The 16339-nt window shown below is 37.1% G+C and carries 19 protein-coding genes and 5 tRNA genes; 8 read left to right on the top strand and 16 right to left on the bottom strand.

Annotated elements, in window-relative coordinates:
• Positions 1–182 precede the first annotated feature (182 nt).
• The 3 genes from AC106S_RS08090 to AC106S_RS08080 all read right to left on the bottom strand — a co-directional run bounded on the left by AC106S_RS08090 (position 183) and on the right by AC106S_RS08080 (position 2423).
• A complete protein-coding gene (locus AC106S_RS08090; RefSeq protein ID WP_482438570.1) occupies positions 183–764 on the bottom strand; it encodes a hypothetical protein in 582 nt (193 codons plus the stop codon).
• Between the two features lie 70 nt (positions 765–834).
• Complete coding sequence (locus AC106S_RS08085; protein ID WP_482438569.1) at positions 835–1932, bottom strand: slipin family protein; 1098 nt, start codon at positions 1930–1932, stop codon at positions 835–837.
• A gap of 430 nt (positions 1933–2362) precedes the next feature.
• Positions 2363–2423: transfer RNA gene (locus AC106S_RS08080), tRNA-OTHER, on the bottom strand.
• A 910-nt stretch (positions 2424–3333) separates the two neighbouring features.
• Here AC106S_RS08080 and AC106S_RS08075 point away from each other — a divergent pair.
• The 8 genes from AC106S_RS08075 to AC106S_RS08040 all read left to right on the top strand — a co-directional run bounded on the left by AC106S_RS08075 (position 3334) and on the right by AC106S_RS08040 (position 9049).
• Positions 3334–4005, top strand: coding sequence for an AraC family transcriptional regulator (locus tag AC106S_RS08075; RefSeq protein WP_482438568.1), 672 nt, complete (start codon positions 3334–3336; stop codon positions 4003–4005).
• 104 nt (positions 4006–4109) lie between these two features.
• The gene (locus AC106S_RS08070; RefSeq protein WP_482438567.1) at positions 4110–4829 is read left to right on the top strand and encodes a hypothetical protein; all 720 of its coding nucleotides are present in this window, start codon (positions 4110–4112) and stop codon (positions 4827–4829) included.
• Positions 4830–4863: 34 nt separating this feature from the next.
• On the top strand, positions 4864–5448 hold the full coding sequence (locus AC106S_RS08065; protein ID WP_482438566.1) for a hypothetical protein: 585 nt from the start codon (positions 4864–4866) through the stop codon (positions 5446–5448).
• 42 nt (positions 5449–5490) lie between these two features.
• Positions 5491–6228 (top strand): hypothetical protein, encoded by a 738-nt coding sequence (locus AC106S_RS08060; protein WP_482438565.1) that lies wholly within the window; start codon positions 5491–5493, stop codon positions 6226–6228.
• A 116-nt stretch (positions 6229–6344) separates the two neighbouring features.
• Positions 6345–7031 (top strand): hypothetical protein, encoded by a 687-nt coding sequence (locus tag AC106S_RS08055; protein WP_482438564.1) that lies wholly within the window; start codon positions 6345–6347, stop codon positions 7029–7031.
• A gap of 335 nt (positions 7032–7366) precedes the next feature.
• Entirely contained in the window at positions 7367–7771 is a 405-nt protein-coding gene (locus AC106S_RS08050) for a MarR family winged helix-turn-helix transcriptional regulator (protein ID WP_482438563.1), read from the top strand.
• A gap of 21 nt (positions 7772–7792) precedes the next feature.
• The gene (locus AC106S_RS08045; RefSeq protein ID WP_482438562.1) at positions 7793–8131 is read left to right on the top strand and encodes a GIY-YIG nuclease family protein; all 339 of its coding nucleotides are present in this window, start codon (positions 7793–7795) and stop codon (positions 8129–8131) included.
• A gap of 9 nt (positions 8132–8140) precedes the next feature.
• Positions 8141–9049, top strand: coding sequence for an alpha/beta fold hydrolase (locus tag AC106S_RS08040; RefSeq protein WP_482438561.1), 909 nt, complete (start codon positions 8141–8143; stop codon positions 9047–9049).
• Positions 9050–9435: 386 nt separating this feature from the next.
• Here the strand turns inward: AC106S_RS08040 and AC106S_RS08035 are convergent, their stop codons facing one another.
• The 13 genes from AC106S_RS08035 to AC106S_RS07975 all read right to left on the bottom strand — a co-directional run bounded on the left by AC106S_RS08035 (position 9436) and on the right by AC106S_RS07975 (position 16319).
• The gene (locus AC106S_RS08035; RefSeq protein ID WP_482438560.1) at positions 9436–9987 is read right to left on the bottom strand and encodes a 3'-5' exonuclease; all 552 of its coding nucleotides are present in this window, start codon (positions 9985–9987) and stop codon (positions 9436–9438) included.
• Positions 9988–10259: 272 nt separating this feature from the next.
• Positions 10260–10823 (bottom strand): metallophosphoesterase family protein, encoded by a 564-nt coding sequence (locus AC106S_RS08030; RefSeq protein ID WP_482438559.1) that lies wholly within the window; start codon positions 10821–10823, stop codon positions 10260–10262.
• A 72-nt stretch (positions 10824–10895) separates the two neighbouring features.
• Positions 10896–11849: an MBL fold metallo-hydrolase gene (locus tag AC106S_RS08025; RefSeq protein ID WP_482438558.1), complete on the bottom strand. Its 954-nt coding sequence runs from the start codon at positions 11847–11849 to the stop codon at positions 10896–10898.
• 101 nt (positions 11850–11950) lie between these two features.
• Positions 11951–12967, bottom strand: coding sequence for an RNA ligase, Rnl2 family (locus AC106S_RS08020; RefSeq protein WP_482438557.1), 1017 nt, complete (start codon positions 12965–12967; stop codon positions 11951–11953).
• 12 nt (positions 12968–12979) lie between these two features.
• Positions 12980–13543: a DinB family protein gene (locus AC106S_RS08015; RefSeq protein ID WP_482438556.1), complete on the bottom strand. Its 564-nt coding sequence runs from the start codon at positions 13541–13543 to the stop codon at positions 12980–12982.
• The gene (locus AC106S_RS08010) at positions 13543–13914 is read right to left on the bottom strand and encodes a cyclic-phosphate processing receiver domain-containing protein (protein WP_482438555.1); all 372 of its coding nucleotides are present in this window, start codon (positions 13912–13914) and stop codon (positions 13543–13545) included. The genes AC106S_RS08015 and AC106S_RS08010 overlap by 1 nt, the downstream gene beginning before the upstream one ends.
• 4 nt (positions 13915–13918) lie before the next feature.
• On the bottom strand, positions 13919–14464 hold the full coding sequence (locus AC106S_RS08005; RefSeq protein WP_482438554.1) for a 3'-5' exonuclease: 546 nt from the start codon (positions 14462–14464) through the stop codon (positions 13919–13921).
• An 11-nt stretch (positions 14465–14475) separates the two neighbouring features.
• The gene (locus AC106S_RS08000; protein ID WP_482438553.1) at positions 14476–15252 is read right to left on the bottom strand and encodes an ATP-grasp domain-containing protein; all 777 of its coding nucleotides are present in this window, start codon (positions 15250–15252) and stop codon (positions 14476–14478) included.
• 101 nt (positions 15253–15353) lie between these two features.
• Entirely contained in the window at positions 15354–15839 is a 486-nt protein-coding gene (locus AC106S_RS07995; protein WP_153398198.1) for a ribonuclease H-like YkuK family protein, read from the bottom strand.
• 76 nt (positions 15840–15915) lie between these two features.
• A tRNA-Trp gene (locus AC106S_RS07990) sits at positions 15916–15986 on the bottom strand.
• 7 nt (positions 15987–15993) lie between these two features.
• Positions 15994–16065: transfer RNA gene (locus tag AC106S_RS07985), tRNA-Gln, on the bottom strand.
• A 16-nt stretch (positions 16066–16081) separates the two neighbouring features.
• Positions 16082–16154: transfer RNA gene (locus tag AC106S_RS07980), tRNA-Phe, on the bottom strand.
• 91 nt (positions 16155–16245) lie between these two features.
• Positions 16246–16319, bottom strand: a tRNA-Leu gene (locus tag AC106S_RS07975).
• Between the last annotated feature and the right edge of the window lie 20 nt (positions 16320–16339).

Raw genomic sequence — 16339 nt, 5'->3', positions numbered from 1 at the left:
AAAGTGAGTTTTTTAACAAAACTTTATACTTTCATCTGCTACTTCGTCTGAATTTCAGTACGAAAAAACAAAATTGCCGATATTTTATTAAAATAAATCCACATTTTTCATTGTTTTGAAAATGTAGGTTTGCAGAAGAAATATTTATGAGATTTCAACTTTTTATTAAAAATTTTAACATTCTATTTTAGCGAATTTCTTATTTTCAATTTTTGCTTTAGCTCTTCAAAAATGATATATCCTAAATATTTTTTCCTGTCATAGCACTTTCTTTTTTCATAACAATTCCAGTAACTTATCATTCTGTCTTCCGTCTTTTTAAAATAATACTGATTTTCTGCAATAAAGTCTATATAATCAACAAGTCTGTTTTTGATTATACTATCAATCTCCGGAAAAATTTCAGTTACATATTCTCCTAAAAGCTGAAAAATAAAAGGAACTTCAAAACCCATAGAGCAGCCTGATAATTTCTTCAGATATTTCTCCCTCACCCGTCCATTATTGTTCCTTGTTCCTATACAATACAGAATAAATCTCTGCATTTCTGAAAGGCTGCTGATTTTCAAAAGTATATCAGCATCAATATAGATTCTGTAAGGTATTGTAAGCATTTCTCCCTTATAGCAGACGTTTTCTCCATGGATCATATCAGTACTGATGTATGCATACATAAGATCAATTACCTTTTCTGCATCTTCTGCGTACTGTTGAGGAAAAGCTTTTAAAAGTTTATTCCGGATGGTATTATAATTATTGGGCATTGTAAGTAAATAAAAACGGGGCCAACCTGCTTATTCACAAGTCTGCCCCTATGGTGATAGTTATTAGTTTCTATTTAGCGAAAATTTCTTTCAGCTGGGAAACGATATTGCTGTTTCCGGACACGGTGATATCGCCGATCTTTTCTGCGATCTTCTCCATATATTCCATTTCTTTCAGTTTCCACAGAACCTCGTTTTCCTCCATCAGCTTCGCGGTGTTCAGAAGGCTTCTTGTGGAGGCTGTTTCTTCACGTCTCATGATGCTGTTGGCCTGAGCTTTTTTCTCTGCGATCAGGACCTGGTTGATGATTTCTTTCATTTCACCGGTCAGGATTACATCTCTGATTCCTGCATCTGACACTTTCAGTCCCAGATCTTCTCCTTTATTTCCGAAGTTTTCCAGGATTTCTTTTCCTACCGCATCTTTTTTCAGCAACAGTTCGTCAAGGGTCAGTGCTCCTACGAATTCACGCAGAGCCAGCTGCATCAGCACGTACAATTGCTTATCATATTCCTTATTCTGCATTAAAGCCTTTTCAATATCGGTGATCTGAAAGCTTACATAGAAATTGATACGGAGCATGGCTTTATCTTTTGTTAAAAGTTCCTGTCCGGCAATTTCCATCTGCTGCATACGGATATCGGCATATTTTACTTCAATCGGGATTTCATTGATCCAGAAGCTGTATGTTCCCGGTTCAAGAACTCTCGTCAGTTTCCCGTCGATCAGCAGTAATCCTTTATATTGATTGGCTACCGGGAATTTTCTTACGAAATTTCTCAGCATCGGATTTTCCAGAACGGTTCCGGATATATTTTCTGTGATTTCCACTTTGGTAAGGTCAATTTTCTGGAATTCTCTTTTCAGGATATCTTTCCAGAAGGCGTACTGCCCTACTTTAAGAACTTCTTTGAAGATTCCGTTTTCATAGACCAGCACAATTTCGCCGTCTTTTACATCAATTACCTGTAACATGGTGTTCAGTTGTTCATTTTTAAGCAAAAGGTTCAGATCTTCCGGGGCACGAAATGCTGTTTTCATGTCATGAACCGTTACGGTTTTATTTCCGAACATCCAGTAATTACCTTCTTTAAGGATCTGGATAAGGTTTCCGTTCTGAAAAACAAGACCTGTCTGGTATGCGTTAACTGTAATTTTTTTCAACATTTCTAATTGTATTTTATGGTTATTATTTATTTAAAAAAAGGGAAAAGCCAAGATTGTTTCTTTCAAAAACAACGGAGGAAAAGGGTTTCAGAAAATTCATTCTGTCTTTGAACAGCTTTTTGAATAGCATTGCTAATTTCATGATTCTGTATACTGCTTCTTCTGAAACTCATACAAAAGCTTTTCATTAACACTATCTATCCAATAAGGTCTGCTCTTAAGACCGGGTTCATTTTCAGAAAAATCTTTTCCTGCAGGTCTTTCCAAAATGCTGATCCAACAGCTGAAAAAACCTTAGATTTTCCTGTCAAAAAGATGTTTTTTAATGAGAAACATTTAAAACTCAGCATAAAAAATAGATTTTGAGTCTATTTCAATGATACTGCGGTCGTAGTGCAGCGCGTCAACCATTCCGCCTTACCAATCGAGTTGGCAGTGGGATTCGAACCCACACATCATAAGCTATTACTCTCCCACTGAGTTATATTCCCTTGAAGGGAACAGGAGGAATCGAACCTCCGTTATATAGCGCATGGAATTTTATGGAAAAACTCCTAACCTTCAGACCTGCTGAACAGAAGAATATCATATTTCTCAATAAAATCTCCTGCAATGGTGCTATACAGAAACACTCCAACATGGCCTGTCTGATATTTTGACTAAAATCTGTTTTTCAAAATTTTAGTAGTATTTCATTTTGATGATGCAAAGTAAAAACCTTGTTGCGCAATCTTTTTGCGCAGTATTTTTTTTTATAAATCAGTAAAAATCCAAAATAATCAAACAGGCCAAGACCTTTGATATACAATATTTTATAAAAAATAAATCTTAGTTCGGAAATCAGTATATGATAGGCTTTAGGCTTAAAATGGCAAGGTTGGGTTACTAAATCGTTACCGATTGACAAAGTAACAGCATAACTTAAATGATTATATTTCAGTTTTTATGTACCCATCTCTGCAAATTAATTTTTAAATGTTAAACATTTGAGTTATGGAACAGACAAAAAATCGGCATTCAAACAGGTCCGGCTTTATTGCACGGGATATTCAGGAAGCAAAAGATCCACTTAAATAACGTGTTGTTTTACTTTTATAAACTTAATATTTTTTATTTTATCCTAATATTTTCAAAACTCATTGCGACGCTATGTCTAAAAAATGTAACTTTAAACTATGTTAAATGATAACAATACTAATTATAGACATCGTTAAGGATATGTTTGAATAAAGAAATCAGATTATGCACCATGAGTTATTACCTATAACACCTGCTCTTGGCCAATATATAGCCAACGCTTCATATTTCCTGCAAAGTGCAGACAATTATTGTGAATTTAAAATGGTGCCGAGACTTTTTTCAACACTCTTTTTTGTAATTAAAAAAAAGCAGTCCCTTGAAATGTCATTCGGAAAAGGAAATTACACTTTTTGCCCCAATTCTCTCTACGCTTTCGGCGTTGGAAATCTTCCTGCCTCATTTTGCGTATTATCTGAAATCGAAGTGATACTGGTACAACTACATCCGGGAATTTCCTGTTTATTTCACAATGATGATGCTCATATTTCGGCTAATCAACGATTTGATATGAGCGATACGGACCAGGATATCAGAGATCTGAATGAGAAGCTGGCTTATGCTACTTCCATTGCACTAAAATGGCAACTTATCCAGGAATATCTCATCAAAAAATTTATAACAGATTTTCCCGATAAGTTTGGTGCTGTTGCAAGAGCTATTGATATTCTCCGTAAAAATTCCGGGCATTTCCCAGTTAAGACCTTGAGTGAGCAGGTGTTTACCAGCCACAGGAACCTTAATTATCTTTTTATGGAATATATCGGTTTTTCACCGAAAAAATATGCCGATATTATCCGTTTTAACACCTTTGTAAATTTCTATGGGCAAAAGCCCGAACTTCTTTGTGATATTGCTCTGCAATGTGGCTATCATGACCTTTCTCACCTGAATAAAGACTTCATGAAGTACATGGGAACTTCTCCCTCAGATTATTTCGGGAACTTCCATTCTGATGTTAATAACTGGTGCGAACTGGATTTTCTGAAGCCTTAAAAATTTCCATTTTTTACAAACAACATAGCTGAATACAAAAGTATCTTTGAATAGCACTAAATGCACTTTTTAGGCCATACATGTTGAATATTAAAAAATGGAAAATGAAAAATTACTTTAAAATCATAACGGCAGTATTTTTAATGATATTTGCCACATCATGTAGCAAAAACGATGATGTCATCAATGAACCAGAAAATAAATTTGACATCAATAACCCTGTGGGTTATGTGATTTATGCAAAAGGTGGCCATCCCGATCTCATTTCACAGAATTTTACGTTTTTGTTAGATTTTCTTCCGGAAGGAAAGATGCGTGGCCATACGGCATATCCTATTTACGATGCATCGGCATATACTCTTAGCAATAACAATACAATCAAATATACCTACGGTGGTTGGGCAGAATTTACCTTTACCATTGAAAACAGTAAACTTACCAATGTGCAAGCGAATTATTTTAATACGTATAATTATTCTTTTTCGGACTATTCGCTGATTAAAAAGCCTGCAAGCAACCAGCTTGCCGGAAAAACCTTTAAAGGTAAATACCTGAAAAAAGACGGAACGGAGCTGCAAGATGGCTTCTATAAATTTTCACCTGACGGCAAAACTGTGGACGTTGGTGTGCAGTTCCCCACTAAAACGCGAACGGAAACCTACACGAACGTTGGCAATATAGGGGCATTGGTAAACAAAGTATCAGGAACCACTAACGATCACGAAATAATGATATTGGTAGATGGTAAATTACAGGTGAACTATCGGGACAATGTTTCTAATTCTACTAAAATTTACCATGGCATTTTTGAGGAAGTGAAGTAATGTAATGTCAATTAAAAACTTAAAAAAAGGACAGATGAAAGCAAGAATTATTATACTGTTTGTTGCAATATTTGCCTTTACAGCTTGCAGCAAAGACGATGATACTCCAACAGAAAAAACAAATTATCCAGAAGAAAATCCACTGGCGCTGTACCTTGAAAAATCGGGATTTAACCAAGAAACAAGCCTTTACATTGGCGACAGTTATTCAGAGCAAGGATTTAGGTTTAAGCCAAAAGTAAAAGGAATAATAAAGGCCGTAACACTTAAAGTTCCCGCTAATTCAAATAACGTCCGTGTTACCATTTGGAATGCAGATACCAAAGGTATTATCAGAACAGTTATTATTCCAAATGCGGTGGCACATACAGAAAAACGGCAGGAAATTGAGCCGTTGGAAGTGATGCCTACAACAACCTATCTTATTAGTTTTAATGAAAAAAACAGCTATACACATAATAAATCAGATAACTCAAAAGCCATTTATCCAATAGATGCCGGAAATATAGAGGTATTAGGTTTTAATTATGGAAACGGACAATCACCGTATTATCCAAATTTTCCAGGACTGTCGTCATACTGGGGTGATGCAGGTTTCGTCTTTCAACAAACCCAGTAATGTTTTTTTCTAATAAAATTTCATAATATAAAAACATACAAAATGAAAACAAAATTTTTTCTAAGCACAATCTCAGCAACTATTTTGATGTTGAGCTGTAAGAATAACGATGATGAAGTAAATATACCGCAACCCGAGGCTTTTACCTTTACAACATCTTCTGCGATGAGCACAGGAGCGACTTCCATAACAGGAACTAATGCTCCAGCTGGTTATACCTGGAGCCAGATAAAAGCTCCTCAAATATACTGGGGATATGGAGGAACAATAGACGATCGAATGCTCGCAGAAGATTTTCAAGTTCCATCCGGTGAAAAATGGAAAATTGATAATTTCTATTTTTATACCTACCAAACCGAATTTTCAGGTACTACATTCCCAGTCAATGAATTTTATTTTGAGATTTACTCTTCGGATCCGTCTGTTGCAGGTGCTGTAAAAGTATACGGGGATATTACTACTAACCGATACGTATCTGCAGAAGATGCTAAAATGTACCGAATTTTACAAGGAGAAGCAGATAATCTTTCGAGAAAAATCTATAAAATGAAAATTCAAGCAGGCGATCTCAATCTTAGTTCAGGAACTTACTGGATAAAATGGGGGTCGAAAACTTCCAACGCTACAATTCATTTTTATCCACAGCTTCCACACCAACCCAATGTAGTGAACAATGCAAAACAATTCCTTTTCTCTAATTCTACATGGATTACTATGCAAGACGGTGGACAAGCATTAAGTATGCCTTTTGAAATTACAGGAACAAAACTTCCAAATTAAATTTCACAATTATCCGATTTAAAATAAATAATGAATAGGGTATTTTACTACAATAATATCTTAAAGCAGATAATAACAAGAATTATCTCTTAGCAAACAGAATAATACTTTCAACTATGGAAAGAAAAAACAAACTGTTAATCCAGTTTTTCATTGCAGTGGCAGCTGTTTCGCTCGCAGGATTTTTTAATTCCTACATTCGGTTTTTACCCGATACAGACCGATTTCCGATAGTTATTCATATCCATTTTGTGGCGTTTTTGTGCTGGTTTGCATTGCTCATTATTCAACCTATTTTAATAAAACGGAAAAAGTATCAGCTGCATCGTAAAATTGGAAAACTGTCTTATTTCATTGCTCCGGTATTGGTGGTTACTATTCTTATACTGGTACATAACCAAACCAAAAGGGAAATAAATACCTCTGAAGATAATGCTGCTATTATTGCTTTCATCGGCTTGCTGGATGCAGTTTCGTTTTCAGCTTATTATCTTATCGCGATGTTCAACAGGCGGAATTTGCGGTGGCACGTTGCATTTATCATTGCCGCAACATTAATTATCCTTAACCCCGGAATGTCGAGATTACTGAACCATTTAAAGCCCGGTTTGGGTTTACCTGCTGCTGTTTTCTTTCCGTTTATAGTTTCAATCAGTATTCTGCTTATCGAAAAATTTAAATATAAAAAACCTATTTTGAGAAGTCCGTATTTTCTGTTTTTCTGCTGCTGGGCATTCGAAATACTATTGCTCATTTTCATACCGGAAACCAAATTCTGGCACTTGTTAGTGAGAAATATATAAGGATTTTAGAATTACATTAATAAAAAGTGTGATGGTTTTTATTCTTTCAACACTGGAATAAACTAAAAGAACGATACCGTTAGAACAACTTTATACATTTCCCCAATATTCTTTATTTTTCTTTCTTTGTTGTTAAAAGGATTAGATAGGTTTAATCTTTAAAAAAAATATCATTTTTTCGGTCTGTGAAAACTGTTATTATTAAAAAAAGGACTCATCATTTAATTATACTTCCAAAAACAAATTGTAATTCATTAAATTTTATATATTTGCAAAATAAAAATACTTGACAACTCAAATATAATTCAATGATAAGTACAGAATTATTATTTTTAATGAACCTACAAAAAGTACAGGCAGTGATTTCAAGAAAGTTTGATTCTCTGAGTACTCACGGGCTTGGCTTCAATGATTTTATGATCCTTTATATCCTTTATCATTCTTCTGAAAGCAAAATGCGGAGGATAGACCTGGCAGAAAAAACCGGACTTACGGCTTCGGGAATTACGAGACTTCTCAATCCGCTGGAAAAAACGGGAATGGTATCACGGGAAACCAATGAAAGAGATGCCCGGGTGAGCTATGTTGTGATCACGGATACCGGAAAAAGAATCTTTGAAGAAGCCGTTATCACAGCAGAATATGTTACAAAAGGCCTTTTTCCTGCTTCATCGAGGCAAAGTAAACAACTGCAGGCAGCCTCCGGTATTTTGAACGAACTGGGAGGAAGCATCCAATAATTAATTAAATGATCCGAATCTATGAAAAATACATTAAGACAGCAGCTCAGAGAAGAAGCAAAGAATCATCCGGCGACTATGGGTGTTCTTCTGATGACCAATACTCTCAGCGGAAAGCAATACATTAAGGGAGCATTAAATCTGGAAGCCCTTGTTAATAAATTGAAATTTTCCCTGAATATCGGGCAGTTTTCCCATCCGCAGCTTCAGAAGGACTGGACTGAATATGGAAGCGAAGCATTTACTTTTGAATTTGCGGCTGTGATTCCTCTTCAGGAAAACCCTTATATCAATTACCGTCAGGAAATATCAAAGGCTGAGGAGATCCTTATTTCTGAATCGACAGCTGAATTATACTGAAAATATCCTATGAAAACAGTAAGAATTAACCGTACCTCCCTTTGTTATGAGGTTTTCGGGCATGAACATGAAGAGAATATTTTTCTGATCCCAGGATTGGGAAGCCAGATGATCCGCTGGGAAGATTCTTTCTGTAAAGGATTATCTGAAAAAGGATTCAGAGTGATCCGTTTTGATAACAGGGATTCCGGATGTTCTGTTTTCCATTCTGAAAAGGAACTGGATTTCAACCGGGATATCCGGGAAATATTTTCCTCTCTTCAGGAAGAAGATATTCCTTATTCGCTTATGGATATGGCGGTGGATGTAACCGGGCTGATGGATCATCTGAATATTGAGAAAGCCCATATTGCAGGCCGTTCAATGGGTGGCATCATCGCACAGCTTTTGGCAGCTCATTTTCCTGAAAGGATCCTGTCTCTCACGGTGATCATGTCAACTTCGCTGCATCCTGCATTACCGCCTTCTGATCCGGAAGTGATGAAGATGATGATGCAGCCTTCCGCCGATCCTGTTTCTGACAGGAATGAGTATTTCCGTGAAAAGCTGGCTTTTGCCCAAAAGATTTCCGGAAGTCTCTACCCTGTTGATCCTCATTCAGAAACTCAACTGATTGAAAGGGAAATCGGCCGTTCTTCCGGCAGTTCTGTTTTTTTAAGGCAGGTTATTGCGATGGGCACAATGAAGTACAATCCGGAAATTTTCAGGAAAGTTAAAGTTCCTACGCTGGTTATTCATGGAACAGAAGATCCTATATTTCATTCTGACTGCGGAAAAGATCTTGCTAAGTCTATTCCCGGTGCTGAACTGATTTTAATCGAAGGAATGGGACATTCTATCCCACGAGAGCTGTTTGATTTTATCGTTGAAAAAGTGTATAAGCATTGCCGATTTGCCACGGATGCACGAGTTTCTTAATATTTCACGCAGAATAAACTGATTTCAAAAATGTTTGTGAGTATTTTTTCTCTCGCTGATTTTGCAGATTGAGCAGATTTTATGAAGGGACTAAACCTTATAGGTTTTAAAAATTATACATATTAAAAACCTATAAGGTTTGATCTGGTAATTCCCAAAGACCGCAGATTCTTATGGTAAAAAATCTGTTTAATCTACGGTATCTGCAAGAATAGTAGAAATTTTTATTTTTTAAAGCTTTAGTATTTCTTTCAGCACAAGATTATTTTTAAAGAATGTGATCAAGATTTGAATGTTATCTAAAAACATTAGATTTAGAAATTTAAACAGCTTGTTAATAAAATAAGGATCATACGGTTGTACGACCCTTACATTCATTCTGTATTTTAAGCCTGATTCAGGCACCAGTAAAGGATTTTCGCAATATTTTTTGCATCATCCACTCCTCTGTGATGAGTCCCTTCGAGTTTCATATTCAGTTCTCCTAAAGCTCTGGCCATTCCGACACTTTTCCTGACTGTTGGGTGCAGCTGGCCGAACAGGGTTTTCACGTTGATATGGTCATAACTCAGCGGATAATCCACGTTAAATCTTCTGGCCTGGCTTTGCAGCATATTCAGGTCATAGTTTCCGTAGCTGGCCCAGGTAAGGTTTTCGGAGTCATATTCTGCACGCAGAATGTCCAGTGCATCTTCCAGCATCACGCCTTCTTCATCCAGCATTTTCTGGGTAAGGGAAGTCAGTTCCGTACAAAACGGGCTTACGGTTGAATATCTTGGCTTTACCAGGAGTCCTTCACTTTGGGAGATCCTGCCGGTAGCTGCATTCATGATGCATACTCCGATCTCAATGATCTCGCTTTCCTGACCTCTGGGCGGGCGGCTGTCCCAGCACGTGGCTTCAAGGTCAATAATTAATATATTTTCTGTTGTTTTCATTGGTTTAGATATTTAAGATAACCACAAAAGATTAACACTTTAGTTGTTGTAAATGACAAACTTTATGCTGAGAAGTTCACTTTAGTTTTTAAAAACCTCCGATACTTATTATCCGTTAATGCATAAATCTGCCTTAACTGTAACCTCTCCGAATAAAAATATGCTGCAAAAATCTGTGGATCTCATAATGATTCGATCTTTTATGGTTACCAGATTAATGGTTAATGGTTTACTTAAACCTGTCTAATCTTTAGACGATCATTTCTTTTTTATCAGTTTCTTGGGGCAAACGGGGGTGTCCACTTTTTTCGTTTCATAATTTCTTTGACTTCTTTGTAAGAAATCGGGTAAAAATTATGACAGTCTACTCCTACGTCAAAGCTCAGGGCCATTTCATCGTCCTGTAATGTTCCGTGTGAATGGCCGTAGAGCTGCCAAACTCCGCGGTGAGACCCGTTCCAGCTGCGCATGGCGTAATGCAGAAGAATAATTTTCTGGTTGCTGTTGCTGTTTTCCGGTTCATCAACTCTCAGTTCGTGATAATCCCTGATGGATTCGAAACGTTTGGGATACGTAAGGGCTGCGCCTTCATGGTTTCCTTTTATCAGGTGGATTTTACCGTTCAGCCTGTCGAGGACTTCTTTGGTAAAATCAGGTTTACCGAGGCTGACATCGCCCAAATGGTAGACGGTATCATTGGCACCAACCTTCTCGTTCCATCTTTTGATCAGCTCTTCATTCATTTGTTCCAATGATTCAAAGGGCCTTTCTGAGAATTTTATAATATTGGCATGACCGAAATGATGGTCTGCCGTGAAAAAAATATGAGGTTTCATTTTTTTTAATTGTTTTTTGTTCAACCATAAAATGCTCTGTTGATTCAGCTTTATGATTGTAAAGTTTAATTACTAATAGTTTTTAACGGTCTGAAATGCTTGATAAAAAGCGGTTTCAATTTCCTGTACATCACTTTCGGTGTATCTTCTTGAAAAGTGAACCGGAACGGCATCTTTTACTCCGCACTCATTCATGATCTTTCCCGATGCTGAAGCAAAACTGTGATAATTCGCTGCTGCAAATTCCTGGTCTTCGTCTTTATAAAAGGTTTCAATGTATACTTTATCCGCTCCTTTGAAAACAGTTTTTATCTTTTCATAGTTGTCTTCAGACACTGCATGATCCATGATAATGCCCAGTTTATATCCTTCCGTACGGGTTAAATGATAAAAGAGATCTGAAGCTTTATACAACTTTCCTTCAATTTCAATTTCTTTATCTGATTCATTATTTTCAAAAGCGGTTTTCAGTTCGCTGATCCATTTTCCTTTTTTAAATTCTGAGGCATTTTCATGGAATGTCACGGAATCTTTTTCTTTGAACAAGTACGCTATTGAAGCGGTCTTATGATCAAGAATTGCAAAATCAACTTCCACAGATTCATCTTTAAAAAGGGAATCCCGGGTTCCTGCCGGATCTGCATTCCAGAATGGAGGATGAATGTTGTAGATATTGATCCTGTCTTCTGAAACAATTTCCCGGATTTCATAAGCTATGGCTCCTTCATCAATTAAATTCCAGGTGTAGGATTTTAATCTGGCTTCCACCTGCCTGTGAATATTTTCGGGGCCGCAGATCACTACTTTTTCTCCGCTTCCGATCTGATGCCTGAATATTCCGTCGAAATTGGAGAAATGGTCAATATGGGTATGGCTGATGAACAGAGCCGAAACCGACTGTGCTTCCTTCACCGTGAGTAAACCTGCTTCCCCGCAATCACATAAATAATGTTTTGCTGAATTCGGAATTTTCACCAATATGCTGATGTCTTCTTTTAAAAGACTTTTTATTTCTGCCTGTACCATTTTTTCTGGTTTTTTTATTACAGAAGTTCTGTTTTTAACGTTTTAAAGATTCTTCTGCAAGGTTATATACATAAAAAAGTTCCGGTAAAAATTTACCGAAACTACACTTTAAGAGTCATCAACTCTTCTTTTATCACATCAATGGCTAAAGAATTCAGCTTTTTGTTGATTCTTTTCTGCTCATCTTTTTCTATTGCTGTAAAAATGCCGGGGAAATCCTTTTCAAGATCAGTCAGGATATCCTGTGAGAACAGGCCAATTACCTGCCCCATCATTTTAGGTTCAAATTCGCCGATCTTGCTCATTACGTTATTCAGCCTGTTGGTGGTCGCGTATTTCTGAATTTCATTCCAGATTTCCTGAGCTTTTTCACTGAAAATGAGCTGCTTTTGAATGGTTTTCCTTTCTTTTCTCACTACTTTGGATTTTTCGACCCATTTTTCATTCTTATTTTTAAGAATAATCCTGGCTCCGTTTCCAAAATAACGGGTTTTTAAAGTTTTGACAATGGTTCCCTCACAGATATTCTCCTCTATTTCCGGTAGGCCAAGCCATCCCGGAATTTTTGAATTGAAAGCATTCGGGTACTTCAAAGCTTCTTCCAGAGTTCCCTGGAATAAAATTTTAGCATAGAAAAATCCGGTTTCTTCAAAAATCTGATTGGCTTTGTCTGTATCCAGATAAGTGGTTCCGTTCAGCTTAATGTCGAAAGCATAAAATTCGTTATAAGGAGCATATTCAACCCCTGCCTGTACTTTTACGGCATCTTTTACGGGAGCAACCTCTTTATGCCGGTAGCCGCCGCCGAACAGTTCACCATAGATAACCACGGTTTCAAGATCCGGAAATATAGTTTTAACTTTACGGAACAAATCGGTTACGTTGTTTCTGTAACGTTCCAAAATCTGATGTGCGTTATAAAATTTATCATCTTTTTCGATGAAAGCGGTCCTTTTTCCGATTTTAATTTCCTTTCCATCGGTAAAGAAAGAGAAATTGGCACCGTGAACCTTCTCCTGTACGATGAAAACCTCATCCCAGAAACCCTGCATCCTGATCTGATCGATGACGCGGGTCTGGTAAGCGTTTTCTATACTGTTATATGTTTTAAAAATCATTTTTTTTAGTTTTTAGTTTTTAATAGCTTCTAATTCATTATTCCTCATCTGAGTAATATGTCTTTGGGCATGAAGTGAGAGGAAATAAATGTATTCATACACGTTGATTTTTCCTAACTCATTTACCGTCATTGTTGTTCTGCATAAAAGACCTTCACCTCCTTTCATCAGCTCCAGATAATTTAAACATTCATGATACTGCTGAAAAATTAAATTTCTGATTTCATTCAGATTCAATTCTCCTTTAGGCTCCATATGTTCCGGTCTTATCCATTCAAAAGCACCATACGCTCCTATTTGTTCAAACTTTTCTTTGTTTAAACTATACTTTTCTATTTCAAGATTTAAGTCAAGATTCTGATAATTTTTCAATGCTTTTTTTGAACCTTTTTCAATAAGAATCAACAAATAAAAGTTAGTAAGATAAATATGCTCCAGAATCTGGCGGACTGTCCATCCTCCGTTTGAAGGCTGATAATCCAATGTTCTATTATCTTTGTCAAACCATTGGTCAACTCTATCGAAAGTGAGCTTCAGGTGCACTTTTATATCCTGAATTAATCTAAAAATATCCATTACAGTTTTTTAAAGTTTTTTAAAAGGCTTTCAATATTCTCTTTTCCTACGGGATTCATGGAGTGGCAGTAGAATTCCGGCAGGTCTAAATAGTTATCCATACAGTATTCTATGAGCCATTTCGCACAATCGTAGCCTGTTTTTTCAACAAAATCCCGTGCATCAGCTTTTAAATAATGTTCATCAGCAAGGTCGTGGTCAAAAGAAATCATTTCCGGAAGTCCTTTTTCCAGAATCCTGCTGACAAACTGTTCGTAATTCCGGACGATATGCCAGTCTCTTCTGAGGAAAATGTCCTGTTTCGTATAATGATATGCTTCAACCGGGTATCTTACATCATCCAGAAACAGTAGTCTTTTGGTTCTTTGCATTGCTTTATTTTTTTAAAACATGATACAGGAGTTTTGCCGTATTAAAGGCATCGTCTGCACCACTGTGCGCACTTCCTTCAAAACTGATATTTCTTGCTTGCAGTTCTTTCAGAAGTCCGGCCGGTTTTTCACCGCTCATTAAACTTATCATCACTTTCAGATCGAGATAGGTTTCACTGAAAGGAAATTTCACTCCCATTTCGCTGCACTGGCTTTCCATGATCGATTTGTCGAATCCACCGTAGCCGGCGTAGGTTCTGTGCAGGGAACTGTATCTGTTTTTGATATTGGCGCAGGCTTCCTTAAAGGTCATTCCTTCTTTTTCCAGTTTTTCAGCGGTAATTCCAGTAAGGTTTGTACAGTATTCGCTTATTTCTGAGTATAAAGGTCTGATCAGATAGCTTCTTTTATCTTCTATGCTTCCATCTGACATATTCAGTTTGCAGACTCCGATTTCAATGATTTCTGTTTTTGAATTCCCGGGAGCTTCTCCTTTTGCCCAGCAGGCTGCTTCAATATCAATGACTATGACTTTATCATATAAAAACATTTCTGTATTTTTTATTGGGAAAAGTAAATATTCAAAGCTTTGATAACACTTTTCACGTTGGTATTGGGATAAAATCCGGAACTGTTGATGCAGTTGATCTCTACAATTTTCCATCCTTCATCTGTACAACAAATATCCATCACAAAGGCTTCTTCAAGATTGAAAAGCTGAATCATGTCACGGGCAAAAGCTAATCCGTCTTCTGAAACTTTTTCTTCAAAAGGAGCATGATCATTGAATTTATAATAGCCTCCATCAATAATCTGCCCGCCCACAATCCAAAGTCTTGCTTCTTTTACCGTCCGCTTAGCTTCGGAAACCTGTACCAGAGAATTTTCGGTAATCCTGTTGGATGGGTTTTCCAGCGATTCAAAAACGAAATCGTTCCATTCTGCTTCTGTGAATACTTTTCCTGTAAAAATCTTCGCTTCCGTGTAAGGTTTAATGAATTTCATTTCATCCTTTTTCCAGAGTAAAGCTTCTGAGATTTTATGTACGGAAATGGTATGATTCAGGAGATTTTCACCATAATATCGGGAATAAACCCCGTATAAATGATTTCCTCCGTAAAAAGAACCGGGATACCAGTCTGGATTTTGTCTGGCCAGTCTTGCAATCGTAACCGAACCGTACACAAAGACGTCCTTTCTGTCCGTTTTGAAATCGATTTTTTCTGCTGTTGGGGGAATATTAATTACTTCATAATCAATATCCAGTTCTTCCAGGGCATCAAAAATTTTGTAATGATCGGGATCTAAATAGACATTAGCCTGAATTAAAAAATACATGGTTACCAGTTTTTAAGGTTCTCTTTTATTTGTTTTTCACGGTTTCTGACAGTTCCAGTCTTGCTTTTCCTGTACTGTTATTTTTATTTCAGATCAAAAGATTAAACCATCATATCGGCACAGTTGGAGCTTGCAAAGGCAAAGGGTTTTGCTTTAAAGACATACCCCATTCCGAGAATGTATCCCATCGCATCTTTTAATGCCGTATTGGATTTGAATTCCGGGTCGGTATTGATGTCTGCGTGTACCTCCATTTCTACACCATAAGCATCCAGAACGGCACAGATGGCGTAAGCGGTCGCTACGGATCTGTTCACCTCATTCAGCATTCTTTCTTTGATGCTGATTGTCTGTATTTCTCTTTCTTTTCTGATAAAGGTAAACGCTCCTTTTCCTTCACGAACGAATACTACTGCCGTAGCATAATTGATGGCTTCTCCGTATACGTGGGAATCAGATCCTACACATACTTTCAGACGGTGTCCGGCTGCCAGTTCGCGGATGATGGCTTCTTCTACCAGCTGTGTGATAGAGTTACGGAAAATTTTTCCATTCATGTTCTGCCATGTTTCGTGTTGCGTTTCCATTTTTTTACATTTTAAATTCTACGTTTCAATTTTACAGTTCATAATTTTTTTTGAATGCTGTTAATCATTCTTTTTGCACTCCGAACCGGATTCGAACCAGTACCAACGGTTTTGGAGACCGGGATGCTGCCATTACACTATCGGAGTATTTCTGTTAATCCATCAGGATTCGAACCTGAACTCCAAGAGCCAGAATCTTGGGTGCTGCCAGTTACACTATGGATCAGTGTTATGATGTTTTGCGGAACAGACAGGAATTGAACCTGTACCTTTAGTTTTTCAGACTAACGTGCACACCCTGTACACCACTCTTCCGGGTTTTTTGATGGGTAATTGGTAATGAGTAATTGGTAATGTTTGAAAGTACTCATTACTTATTACTCATTGCTCATTACTGATCATTCTGTACGGGAAGAGGGAGTCGAACCCCCAATACCTTGAGCCTAAATCAAGTGCGTCTGCCAGTTCCGCCATTCCCGCGTAATTATATGATGGGTAAT

Source organism: Chryseobacterium sp. FR054 (assembly GCF_056844565.1).
The sequence above is the reverse complement of the archived record's forward strand: the minus strand, read 5'-3'. Positions and strand labels throughout refer to the sequence as shown.

Excerpts from the sequence above, each read along its gene's own strand:
- AC106S_RS08090 (WP_482438570.1), bottom strand. The coding sequence starts at position 764 with ATGCCCAATAATTATAATACCATCCGGAATAAACTTTTAAAAGCTTTT.
- AC106S_RS08085 (WP_482438569.1), bottom strand. The coding sequence starts at position 1,932 with ATGTTGAAAAAAATTACAGTTAACGCATACCAGACAGGTCTTGTTTTT.
- AC106S_RS08075 (WP_482438568.1), top strand. The coding sequence starts at position 3,334 with ATGTCATTCGGAAAAGGAAATTACACTTTTTGCCCCAATTCTCTCTAC.
- AC106S_RS08070 (WP_482438567.1), top strand. The coding sequence starts at position 4,110 with ATGAAAAATTACTTTAAAATCATAACGGCAGTATTTTTAATGATATTT.
- AC106S_RS08065 (WP_482438566.1), top strand. The coding sequence starts at position 4,864 with ATGAAAGCAAGAATTATTATACTGTTTGTTGCAATATTTGCCTTTACA.
- AC106S_RS08060 (WP_482438565.1), top strand. The coding sequence starts at position 5,491 with ATGAAAACAAAATTTTTTCTAAGCACAATCTCAGCAACTATTTTGATG.
- AC106S_RS08055 (WP_482438564.1), top strand. The coding sequence starts at position 6,345 with ATGGAAAGAAAAAACAAACTGTTAATCCAGTTTTTCATTGCAGTGGCA.
- AC106S_RS08050 (WP_482438563.1), top strand. The coding sequence starts at position 7,367 with ATGAACCTACAAAAAGTACAGGCAGTGATTTCAAGAAAGTTTGATTCT.
- AC106S_RS08045 (WP_482438562.1), top strand. The coding sequence starts at position 7,793 with ATGAAAAATACATTAAGACAGCAGCTCAGAGAAGAAGCAAAGAATCAT.
- AC106S_RS08040 (WP_482438561.1), top strand. The coding sequence starts at position 8,141 with ATGAAAACAGTAAGAATTAACCGTACCTCCCTTTGTTATGAGGTTTTC.
- AC106S_RS08035 (WP_482438560.1), bottom strand. The coding sequence starts at position 9,987 with ATGAAAACAACAGAAAATATATTAATTATTGACCTTGAAGCCACGTGC.
- AC106S_RS08030 (WP_482438559.1), bottom strand. The coding sequence starts at position 10,823 with ATGAAACCTCATATTTTTTTCACGGCAGACCATCATTTCGGTCATGCC.
- AC106S_RS08025 (WP_482438558.1), bottom strand. The coding sequence starts at position 11,849 with ATGGTACAGGCAGAAATAAAAAGTCTTTTAAAAGAAGACATCAGCATA.
- AC106S_RS08020 (WP_482438557.1), bottom strand. The coding sequence starts at position 12,967 with ATGATTTTTAAAACATATAACAGTATAGAAAACGCTTACCAGACCCGC.
- AC106S_RS08015 (WP_482438556.1), bottom strand. The coding sequence starts at position 13,543 with ATGGATATTTTTAGATTAATTCAGGATATAAAAGTGCACCTGAAGCTC.
- AC106S_RS08010 (WP_482438555.1), bottom strand. The coding sequence starts at position 13,914 with ATGCAAAGAACCAAAAGACTACTGTTTCTGGATGATGTAAGATACCCG.
- AC106S_RS08005 (WP_482438554.1), bottom strand. The coding sequence starts at position 14,464 with ATGTTTTTATATGATAAAGTCATAGTCATTGATATTGAAGCAGCCTGC.
- AC106S_RS08000 (WP_482438553.1), bottom strand. The coding sequence starts at position 15,252 with ATGTATTTTTTAATTCAGGCTAATGTCTATTTAGATCCCGATCATTAC.
- AC106S_RS07995 (WP_153398198.1), bottom strand. The coding sequence starts at position 15,839 with ATGGAAACGCAACACGAAACATGGCAGAACATGAATGGAAAAATTTTC.